A 10,451-nucleotide genomic window follows, 5' to 3' on the forward strand; every position below is an offset into this window, starting at 1 on the left:
TCGACATCTCCGCAGCACTGCTGCGTTTCGGTTAGGCTGACTTCCATATACAATGTCAGCATTCTAAACTAATCCTCGGCACGATGTGAATGTGTCGTGACTAAGAATGAGACTATGGCTCAAGAATTTTCGATTACAGCAGAACTAAGTTCGCACCAGTTTGGACAACGCCTCGATCAAGCGTTGGCTGAAGTTTTTCCTGATTATTCAAGGACTCGCGTGCAAGCGTGGATCGCTGACGGTCGCGCCGAAGTCGATGGAAAGGTCGTGACCAAAGGCCGAGAAAAAGTCATGGGCACCGAAAAAATAGTGCTCAATGTTGTTCTTGAGGACGAAGTGACGCATCAGCCTGAAGACATCGACCTCGATATTATCTACGAAGATGATGACATTTTAGTGATCAATAAGCCTGCTGGACTAGTGGTTCACCCCGGTGCGGGCAATCAGCAAGGTACTTTATTGAATGCTTTGTTGCACTATTTACCGGCCCAGATTGAAGTGCCGCGTGCTGGTATTGTGCATCGTCTAGACAAAGACACAACAGGGTTGATGGTGGTGGCCAAAACGGTCCCTGCGCAAACGCACTTGGTGTCGATGTTGCAAGATCGCAATATTACGCGTGAGTATGAAGCTATCGCAGTGGGTGTTATGACAGCAGGTGGAATGGTTGAAGAACCTATTTCACGCCATCCTAATCGTCGTACCGCCATGGCTGTGCATCCAAATGGTAAAGAAGCAGTGACGCATTACCGTGTTGCAGAAAAATTTGCACATCACACGCGTCTTCGCCTACGTTTGGAAACAGGACGTACGCACCAAATCCGTGTTCATATGGCTCACTTACACCATGCTTTGGTGGGGGATCCGACATACGGCGGCCGAAATCGATTGCCAAAAGGTGCCAGCCCAGAAATGGTCGAGGCACTCAGAGGTTTCAGACGCCAAGCCCTTCATGCTGCTCGTCTTATTTTAGAACACCCTATCACGGGCGAGAAAATGGATTGGCAGGCGCCGATTCCAGATGACATGAAGCAACTTACAGAGGTTTTACGCGAGGATGCGCGAAGAAATCCCTCAGATATCGGATAGTCAGATCGAAGATTGGGCCTTGCCTAGCAATGTCCGTGCGACTCAGTCAACACGTGAAAAGGGCGCGAGTCGCCCGCCTTATCAAGGCTTAAATCTTGGGCTTCACGTGAATGATGACGCAACGCTTGTGCATCAAAACCGACTCACGCTGCAACAATCGATGGTAGGTTGCCAACACCTTCATTGGCTAGAGCAAATTCATAGTACTCAAGTGTTGCACTTAACGTCGGCACCGCGCATCGTCATGTCGGCCGACGCGTCTGTGACGCAGGTGCCGGGTCAGGCGTGTATTGTCATGACAGCTGATTGCTTGCCCGTTCTGTTTTGTGCTGCCGATGGTTCAGAAGTCGCAGCCGCGCATGCCGGTTGGCGAGGATTGTTAAATGGAGTGATCGAGAATACTATCGATGCCATGCAAACCTCGGTAAAAGATATCAGAGTATGGTTAGGGCCTTGTATTGGGCCTCGTGCATTTGAAGTGGGCGAAGAAGTGCGCGCTGCATTTATTAAATCATCGCCTCATCACCAACAAGCCTTTGTTGCGCAAGGCAATAATAAGTGGCTCGCTCACTTGCACTTATTAGCCGTACAACGCCTTCAAAAATATGGTGTGACCGACATTTCTGCTGATGCTCGGTGCACATTTGAACAACCCGAATTATTCTTTTCTTATCGCCGAGATGGCGTAACGGGCCGCATGGCTTCGGCTATCTGGATCGAACAACACGCTTGAATATCCAGTTTTAGTACCCATCTATTAATCAGACCAAAATTTGTTCGATTAGACGGGAGTGACTATGCGTATTGATCGATTAACCAGTAAATTTCAGATTGCCTTATCAGATGCCCAATCACTAGCTTTGGGCCGCGATCACCAGTATATCGAGCCTTCTCACTTGTTGTTGGCGTTGCTCAACCAAGATCAAGGGTCGGTGCGTCCGTTGTTGCAGCTTGCCCAAGTTAATGTTGTGGCGTTGCGTTCTCAATTGTCAGAATCGCTCGACCAAATTCCAAAAGTAGAAGGCATTGGCGGTGATGTTCAGCTGGGTCAAAGCACGATTAGTCTGTTGAATATGACTGACAAGCTGGCTCAAAAGCGCAAAGACAAATTTATCTCCAGCGAGTTGTTTGTGTTGGCTATGAGTCAGGACAAAGGCAAAGTTGGCGATGTACTTCGCGCGCAAGGTGGCACCCCTGAAGCGATTGAAAAAGCCATTGAGCAAGTGCGTGGCGGTCAGAAAATTGATGATCCGAACGCAGAAGAACAACGCCAAGCGCTTGAAAAGTATACTATCGACTTAACTGAGCGTGCAGAAGCAGGCAAGCTCGATCCTGTGATTGGGCGTGATGACGAAATTCGACGCACATTACAGGTATTGCAGCGCCGAACCAAAAATAATCCAGTCCTCATTGGCGAACCGGGCGTAGGTAAAACTGCAATTGTTGAAGGCTTAGCTCAACGTATTGTTAACGGAGAAGTGCCCGAAGGCTTAAAAAACAAGCGTGTATTGTCACTCGACATGGGCTCATTGCTGGCTGGTGCGAAATATCGCGGTGAATTTGAAGAACGACTCAAAGCGGTTTTGAGTGAATTGTCGCGTGAAGAAGGCCAGGTTATTTTATTCATTGATGAGCTTCATACCATGGTTGGAGCAGGCAAAGCTGAAGGTGCGATGGATGCCGGAAACATGCTTAAACCCGCTTTGGCTAGGGGAGAGTTACATTGCGTGGGCGCCACCACTCTGGATGAATATCGTCAGTACGTTGAGAAAGACGCAGCGTTGGAGCGTCGATTCCAAAAGGTATTGGTTGAAGAGCCCAGTGTCGAAGATACTGTGGCCATTCTGCGTGGATTAAAAGAACGCTATGAATTGCATCATTCGGTTGATATCACCGATCCCGCTATTGTTGCCGCAGCAACTTTGTCTCACCGCTACATTTCAGACCGACAATTGCCCGACAAGGCGATTGATTTAATTGATGAAGCAGCGTCTTCCATTCGCTTACAGATTGATTCTAAACCCGAAGACATGGACAAATTGGAGCGCAGAATCGTTCAGCTCAAAATTGAACAGCAAGCCATTGCCAAAGAGCACGATGATGCCAGTAAGAAACGCTTAACCTTACTGGAAGCTGAGCTTTCTTCGTTGGAAGAGCGATATCGCGAACTAGACGAAGTTTGGGAGTCTGAAAAAGCAGCTCTGTCAGGCACTCAACATATTAAAACTGAACTTGAACAAGCTCGTTTAGACCTCGAATTTGCAAGCCGAGCGGGCGATTTGAATCGCATGTCTGAGCTGCAATACGGTCGTATTCCAGAGTTAGAACGGCAGCTAGACTTGGCTTCGCAAGCTGAGATGCAAGAAATGACTCTGCTGCGCAACAAAGTTGGCGAAGAAGAAATTGCCGAGGTTCTTGCCCGCGCCACAGGCATTCCGATTGCGCGAATGCTTGAAGGTGAACGCGATAAACTGTTGCGAATGGAAGATCAATTGCACAAACGTGTGATTGGTCAACATGAAGCGGTGGACGCGGTGTCTAATGCCATTCGTCGCTCTCGCTCCGGTCTGGCCGATCCGGATCAGCCTATCGGTTCATTCTTATTCTTAGGCCCAACCGGTGTTGGTAAAACAGAGCTGTGTAAATCGTTGGCGTCATTTATGTTCGATACCGAAGATGCCATGGTGCGTATTGATATGTCTGAGTTTATGGAAAAGCACTCTGTTGCTCGTTTAGTGGGAGCGCCTCCGGGCTATGTCGGCTATGAAGAAGGCGGGTATTTAACAGAGGCGGTGCGTCGTCGTCCATATTCTGTGGTTTTACTAGACGAAGTTGAGAAAGCTCACCCCGATGTGTTCAGTATTTTACTGCAAGTACTGGATGATGGGCGTTTAACCGACGGCCAAGGGCGCACGGTCGATTTTCGCAATACAGTGATCATCATGACTTCTAATTTGGGCTCGGATCGTATTCAAGAGCGCGCCGGACTTGACGATTATGAGTTGATGAAGGCTCAGGTGATGGATGTGGTGGGGCATCATTTCCGTCCAGAATTTATTAACCGTATTGATGAGTTGGTGGTGTTCCATCCGCTTGAAAAAACGCAATTGCGATCGATTACGGGCATTCAAATCGAAGGTTTGGCTAAACGCTTAACTGAACGAGAATTGACCCTCGAAATTTCGACAGAGGCGCTCGATAAATTATCAGACGCGGGATTTGATCCAGTGTATGGTGCGCGCCCACTTAAGCGGGCTATTCAGCATCAGCTTGAAAACCCACTGTCACAAGCATTATTACAAGGGAAATATGTACCTGGCAGCGTAATTCAAGTGGATGTAGCAGACGAACAATTGGTTTTTTCTTAGTCATTTTTCTTGCAGGGGGCATTCGTTCCCTGCTTCATTTGCGTAATATCAAACATACTCATTCACCCCACTCACGTGCATGTGCTAATCTGTTGCCAGTTATTGACTGATTTATCCGGAAAAATAGCCTCAATGTCAGAGCATCAAGATCAAGAGCCACAGGCTCACAAAGGTATTTTCTTATTGCCGAACCTGTTAACCACAGGCGGTTTATTCTCAGGTTTCTATGCTGTTGTAGCATCGATGAACGGGGATTTTAAACTTGCGGCAGTCGCTATTTTTATTGCCATGATTTTTGATGGTTTAGATGGCCGAGTGGCACGCATGACCAATACTTCAAGCGCTTTTGGTGCGGAGTATGACAGCATGGCAGACATGGTATCATTTGGTGTCGCTCCAGCCCTGATTGCATACAATTGGGGGCTGAGTGAACTTGGTAAAGTTGGCTGGTTAGCTGCCTTTATTTTTGTTGCAGGTGCCGCGTTACGGCTTGCAAGGTTTAACACCATGGTGGGTGTTGCCGATAAACGTTATTTTCAAGGGTTAGCCAGCCCAGCCGCGGCCGGTATTATTGCAGGCATGGTGTGGTTAGGTAGCGACTACGAGGTTGTGGGTCACTCGATTAATTGGATTGTTGCTGCGATTACAATCGTGTCGGGTTCGCTCATGGTCAGCAATTTCCGTTATCACTCGTTCAAAGACGTGGACTGGAAAGGACGCGTGTCGTTTCTTGCCATTCTTGTGATTGTGTTGGTTTACGTGGTGATCGCCACAAACCCATCCTTGGTATTGTTTGTTATTTTTGCGGGATACGCGATTTCAGGGCCATTCGTGACGATTCGCGGTGTACGTAAATTAAAGATGGAACATGTTGTGGGCGACAGCGATGATGCAGATTTTGATTCGTCGAATGAAGCGAAGCAGTCTACGCAAGATAAGGCTGAAACTCCCAAAGAGAAAAGTGATCCATAAAGTTAAGCCATTACCGCTTTTTCGAACGTTCATTGTTTCAAAACGCACCAGTGTAAGGTGCGTTTTTTGTATCCTCTTGCCTCAATTAGTGCGACTCCAAAAATACAATCTAACGAAGTCATACATCGCTAATCATTGAATTTTAGTACGACTTTTTGTGTCGAGTATTTTAAGATTATAGAAAGTGTCTAGTGCGATCAGGCCGTATCGGCCGTCATATTGAATGAAGACTAAATGGAAATGAACAAATTCATACCACTCGCTTTAGCCGCTTCTGTCGTTTCGTTACTAGGTTGTGGTGAACCCACTTATCTCGATGTAGGCAGCGAGGAAGCACAAGTGTTGTTGCACGAAATCTATTCCACGCATTGTGCATCTGAAAAGGTTGTGGAATATGAGGCTGAAGATGGCATTCTCACCGAAGCTGAGATAATGGAAAATGTTCATAGTGCCAACGCTGTATATGAAGCTCTAAACCAGCTTAATGAGGCAAGTTCTAAGCTCCAAGCGATTGCTCGTAACAGCCCTAAGTTCATAGAGGCGTTTAAGCAGGAACAGCAAGCCCGAGACCAATACAATTTTTTAGTCTCTGATCAAACCGACATATGGTTTGATGAAAACGACTTGCGAACTCACCACCATAAAGAAGCAGTGGAGGCCACTGAAACGTGCGCGTTGACCTACTTGAAATCTAAACACATCATTTTGTTGTAAGTAGCCCTTGCCTTGATACTTCGTTTGAATTCGCCCATGAACTGCTACAACGGTCATCCCATCGCAGATCTAAAAAAGCAGCCAAAAGGCTGCTTTTTTCCGAGTTAAAACTTGACTAGTTATTATCGCTTCTTGCGGCGAAAGGCTATCGCTATCGCGCCAACCATAATCAGAAAGGCAACCGAAGGTTCTGGTACTACATTCACGCTGCCTAGGTCGAATGGTAGGTTGTCATAAAGAGTACCGCCTAAAATGGCGTTAAACTCGCCGCCAAACCCAGCTTCCCAAATGCCTTGAAAGTCGAAGAATGTTGCTGAGTCGACTACATCAATCAGTAAAAATTGAAGCCCACTTGCAATGTCCATCGGGTCAATCTGCAGCTCAATCACAAATGCATCTTCAGGTGCAAAATCAACACCCAAGAAATCAAATGATTGCCAAGTATCAATGGTGTCAAACTCGTCAGCCAATAGAGGGTCGAAAGAAATAGATCCCTCTACAACATTGTTGAAAATAATGTCTTGAGTGACCAGCACTGCATTTGCGTGGAGGCTTGTGATTAAGAGAGTTGCGCCGAGTAATATTGTTTTAATGATTTTTTTCATTGTGTTTATCCTTAATGTCTTCGTTGGCGGGCAGATACTTGCATTCGTATTTGCCCGCACTTCCTGTGGTTATATAAATGGTAGTTAGTTAGCCTTTACATCGACGATGGTCACCATTTGCTCAACACCTTTGTTGTCGAGGAAACTTACTGCGCCTAAATATGAACCGCCAGCAACCAATCCGCGTGTCGAGATAGACACATAGTTGCTTCGGCCTTGAATTGCTCGGCGGCTTGAAGAGACTCTCATATTTGATGTGTCAGCCCCTTCTTCTGCAAACCAGAACGGCATTTGGTAGGTGACGGTAGAATCGGCTTGGCCATCGATATTGTAGGCGTGAACCATGATGAAGTAGAAATCACCATTTGGGCCATCCGCTGCCGGCTCAGGGTTAATCAACAATACTTCTTCGTTTGACGTTGCAGTCGTTGATTGGCCTGCCAAGTCGCATGCGTTTGCAATGCAGCGATATACGTACAAATCTAAATCTGCTCCAGGAACAGAAACGAGATCGTCGCTCAACATAAACTTCAAAGCTTTTGTCCCTTCAGAGACTAAGAACCCGTGCTTACCCAAACTGGCTTCGTTGAAGGTAAAGGTAGAGTCAGCATCTTGAGGAATGGTTGCGCTAGTGACAAACGGTAGTGTGAGACCCGTCGAACGTTGACTGGTGGTGCCGGTGTAGTTCATTTCGATCTCAAAGTTGAGTCGCCCCCGCGTTGCATTGACGGTGTTGCTGACAAGCGCTGGCGCCAATATCGTTTGAGGCGAAACTACTTTCACCGCGATAGGGCTCCGAACAACGTGGCCAGCTGCGTCACTCCAAGTGATTGAGCCAAATACCCACTCACCCAGTTGTGCATTATCTTCAACCGTGAATAGTAATCCGTATTGAGCCGAAGAACCTGAATTAACAACTAACTCTCCAGTTTCGGAGGCAGTGAATACTTCAATAGAAATACCTGAAGGAGCATCTACCAATGCTGTATAGACGGAGTCTTGTTGGGTAATGTTGGTGACAGTTCTATACACGGCTTCGGGAGCTGATAATTCACCAATCGCAATTGAAGGTAAGTTCAGTTCACTGGGATCAATGTCAAAGTTAGCTGCCACATAATCGGGACAAGCAAAACCACTGGTTTCAAGTACGAAGCTGTCTTGCTCTAAACCACACATGAAGGCCATATAGTCAAAAAAACCGGTTTGATAGACCAAACCCGGGTCCATGGCTGATACAGGCACAGCATGTCCAGATCCGAAGTCAAAAGGGTCGGCTATCTCGATTAATGTTTCTTTGACGAGATTTTGCCGAGCGGAGGTCATTAAGGCCGACTTAATAATAGACGGCGACCAATTCGGATATTGGCCTTTGAGCAAAGCTGCCATACCTGCGATATGAGGGGCAGACATAGAAGTACCTTGCAAGTACTTAAAGGTTTCTCCATCCGCTGCAAAAGCAGGATTACTGGTGGTTGCTGCGAGGATGCGCACGCCCGGTGCAGTAATATCGGGTTTAATAACATCACCCGTGGACAAGTTAGGGCCACGTGATGAGAAATCAGCAATGATATTACCGACTTCCTGACGAGGGATATAAGTACCAGCGTCGAGAGTCACCGCTGTGTATGCGTTATCATCTAACCCAGACAGTAAGGTTTCACCGTTGGCCTTACTAATCATAACTCCGGGTATATCAAAGTTTTTGGTGCCACCCATAACAATAGGCGCTCCATCATTATTGGTATACACAACGACACCGACAGCACCCGCTAGAAGTGCGCGTTCTACTTTTTCGGTAAATGCACACGCTCCACGGGTTATCAGGGCGATCTTGCCAGCAATTTCTTCTTCATTTTCCAGTGGCGTGGGTGTTTCGGGTGCAATAAAGCATCCGTCAATGGGTTGGGCTGCCACTAATGCTTGTGTAGTAACACCAACTTCACTCATTGGTTTAGTGATTGCACCCTCAACTGATTCGTAAAGCGAGACCATGTCGTCGTCAGTCACCACGCTAATCGCATTCGTTGCACTAGTTCCATCATAGGTAGAGGCAGCAACACTCATCACCCAAGGTGCGGGTGTGCCAACGGTGGAAATATCGGGACCATCGTTACCGGCTGATACGGCAACAAATACACCCGCTCTTTCTGCCATGAGCATTGCTGCAGTTGAAGGCACGGTTAGATCAGTAAGGCTACCGCCAATGGAATAGTTGATCACGTCAACGCCATCCTCCACTGCTTGATCGATTGCCGCCATTGTATCGCCGTAAAAACAACCACTTTGTTTTTGACCTGATTCAGTCTCGTAATCACTATTCCAGCATGCTTTATATACTGCTACACGTGCACGGGGTGCTATACCCGTCACTGATCCAACATCTGTACCGAACAATACTGCCGGTACATTTTCATTACCCGCTGCTGTACCTGCGGTATGACTGCCATGACCGTCGGCGTCTCGTGGTGACCGAAACTCTTGAGGAATGAGTGGGTAGGTCGCTTCAAAAGCGCCACTGAAAAACTGCGCACCGATTAATTTGTGATTACATACAAATGCTTCGTCTTCGCCAGCATCACATGAACCAGCCCAGCCAAAATCTGTGGGATCACTATATGATCCGTCATCAGCAAAGCTAGGGTTTTCCGGCCAAATACCAGTATCGACAATACCAACGACTACGTCTTCACCTTTCAGATCTAGGGTGTGTTGACCCGAGGGCGAGTCCAATCCCAAGAAAGTCGGAGTATTTGCAGTGGTTACTTGCTGTAACTGATCTTCCCACACGCCTAAAACGTCAGGGTTTGCTTTTAATGCGTCGACTTGAGATGACGTTAATGTGGCACTAAATCCGTTAAATGTATGCGTGTAAGAGTAGGTAATCTCACTGACGCCTACTTTTTGTGCAAGAGTTTGGTGCAATTGCTCTAATTTGGCCGTGTACTGTTGCACCTCACTGTCACGGGCGTTGTACCGGTTTTGTGGAATTGCTGCCTTATTGGAAGGTATGAGTTGCCCTAAATCATTTGCAACACTAATCCCTGAGGGGGATTTAAGCTGAATAATGTAGTTACCGGATTTGGATTTGGGCTGTAGACTTGTTTTTCCTTGTTGTAGCTGTGTTGTATCAAGGTTACCAATCTCATTTGCTGAGATTCCTAGAACTGGCAGCGCGACAATTGCGCCTGCAAGCAATAGGCTTGATGCTCCTTTCTGTTGAAACATAAAATTTCCTTTTATATACCTGAGTCCGCTATTTGTTTTGTGATTGCGGATTATTAACGGTCGGCCCTTCGTACTTCTCCATCGAAGGTAATGTGACTAAGCAAATTTAGTGCCTCAGATAGTATTTCGTTAGTTGAATGTGAGAGTTTTGTTGATAGAGGGTGTAAAGATAAGTTTATGGTGCCAAAAACGCCTAAAAACGAGCATTTATTAAGCGGTTTTTAGCATGTGAGGAATATTACGAATTTATTTCATAAAAGCCCTTGACCGTGTCAGAAGATTCCCTATAATGCGCCCCCACAGCAACGGGCAAGGCGGCAACGCTAGAAGTTAAGACTTCAGCCCGAAGCGGTGAAGAAAATCGGTTAGCAAAAAAGATTCATTGAATCGCTTGACACTAACCACCGGAAGCGTATTATACGCCTCCCGCAACGGCAACGCCGAAGCGACGCTCTTTAACAATTTAGCAAGACAATCT

General features: G+C 46.8%; 7 protein-coding genes. 5 read left to right on the top strand and 2 right to left on the bottom strand.

What is annotated here, in order from left to right; translation table 11 throughout:
- The first annotated feature begins 114 nt into the window (after window positions 1-114).
- From rluD to NAF29_RS13205, 5 genes are all read left to right on the top strand, one after another.
- A complete protein-coding gene (rluD, locus tag NAF29_RS13185) occupies window positions 115-1,089 on the top strand; it encodes a 23S rRNA pseudouridine(1911/1915/1917) synthase RluD (protein ID WP_251262087.1) in 975 nt (324 codons plus the stop codon).
- A complete protein-coding gene (gene pgeF / locus NAF29_RS13190; RefSeq protein WP_251262088.1) occupies window positions 1,058-1,822 on the top strand; it encodes a peptidoglycan editing factor PgeF in 765 nt (254 codons plus the stop codon). Before rluD ends, pgeF begins: the two co-directional genes overlap by 32 nt.
- Window positions 1,823-1,886: 64 nt before the next feature.
- On the top strand, window positions 1,887-4,457 hold the full coding sequence (gene clpB / locus NAF29_RS13195) for an ATP-dependent chaperone ClpB (RefSeq protein ID WP_251262090.1): 2,571 nt from the start codon (window positions 1,887-1,889) through the stop codon (window positions 4,455-4,457).
- 132 nt (window positions 4,458-4,589) lie between these two features.
- Window positions 4,590-5,429 carry a CDP-diacylglycerol--serine O-phosphatidyltransferase gene (pssA, locus tag NAF29_RS13200; RefSeq protein WP_251262092.1) on the top strand — a complete coding sequence of 280 codons (840 nt, stop codon included), beginning with the start codon at window positions 4,590-4,592 and terminating at the stop codon, window positions 5,427-5,429.
- Window positions 5,430-5,669: 240 nt separating this feature from the next.
- On the top strand, window positions 5,670-6,143 hold the full coding sequence (locus NAF29_RS13205) for a hypothetical protein (RefSeq protein ID WP_251262093.1): 474 nt from the start codon (window positions 5,670-5,672) through the stop codon (window positions 6,141-6,143).
- A gap of 122 nt (window positions 6,144-6,265) precedes the next feature.
- Here NAF29_RS13205 and NAF29_RS13210 read toward each other — a convergent pair whose 3' ends face one another.
- Together NAF29_RS13210 and NAF29_RS13215 are read right to left on the bottom strand one after the other, a co-directional pair.
- A complete protein-coding gene (locus NAF29_RS13210) occupies window positions 6,266-6,748 on the bottom strand; it encodes a PEP-CTERM sorting domain-containing protein (RefSeq protein ID WP_251262094.1) in 483 nt (160 codons plus the stop codon).
- A gap of 84 nt (window positions 6,749-6,832) precedes the next feature.
- Window positions 6,833-9,973, bottom strand: coding sequence for a S8 family serine peptidase (locus NAF29_RS13215; RefSeq protein ID WP_251262095.1), 3,141 nt, complete (start codon window positions 9,971-9,973; stop codon window positions 6,833-6,835).
- Window positions 9,974-10,451: the final 478 nt, after the last annotated feature.

Source organism: Echinimonas agarilytica (assembly GCF_023703465.1).
In the GTDB taxonomy this organism is placed as follows: domain Bacteria; phylum Pseudomonadota; class Gammaproteobacteria; order Enterobacterales; family Neiellaceae; genus Echinimonas; species Echinimonas agarilytica.

Excerpts from the sequence above, each read along its gene's own strand:
- pgeF (WP_251262088.1), top strand. The coding sequence starts at position 1,058 with ATGCGCGAAGAAATCCCTCAGATATCGGATAGTCAGATCGAAGATTGG.
- NAF29_RS13205 (WP_251262093.1), top strand. The coding sequence starts at position 5,670 with ATGAACAAATTCATACCACTCGCTTTAGCCGCTTCTGTCGTTTCGTTA.
- clpB (WP_251262090.1), top strand. The coding sequence starts at position 1,887 with ATGCGTATTGATCGATTAACCAGTAAATTTCAGATTGCCTTATCAGAT.
- rluD (WP_251262087.1), top strand. The coding sequence starts at position 115 with ATGGCTCAAGAATTTTCGATTACAGCAGAACTAAGTTCGCACCAGTTT.
- NAF29_RS13210 (WP_251262094.1), bottom strand. The coding sequence starts at position 6,748 with ATGAAAAAAATCATTAAAACAATATTACTCGGCGCAACTCTCTTAATC.
- pssA (WP_251262092.1), top strand. The coding sequence starts at position 4,590 with ATGTCAGAGCATCAAGATCAAGAGCCACAGGCTCACAAAGGTATTTTC.
- NAF29_RS13215 (WP_251262095.1), bottom strand. The coding sequence starts at position 9,973 with ATGTTTCAACAGAAAGGAGCATCAAGCCTATTGCTTGCAGGCGCAATT.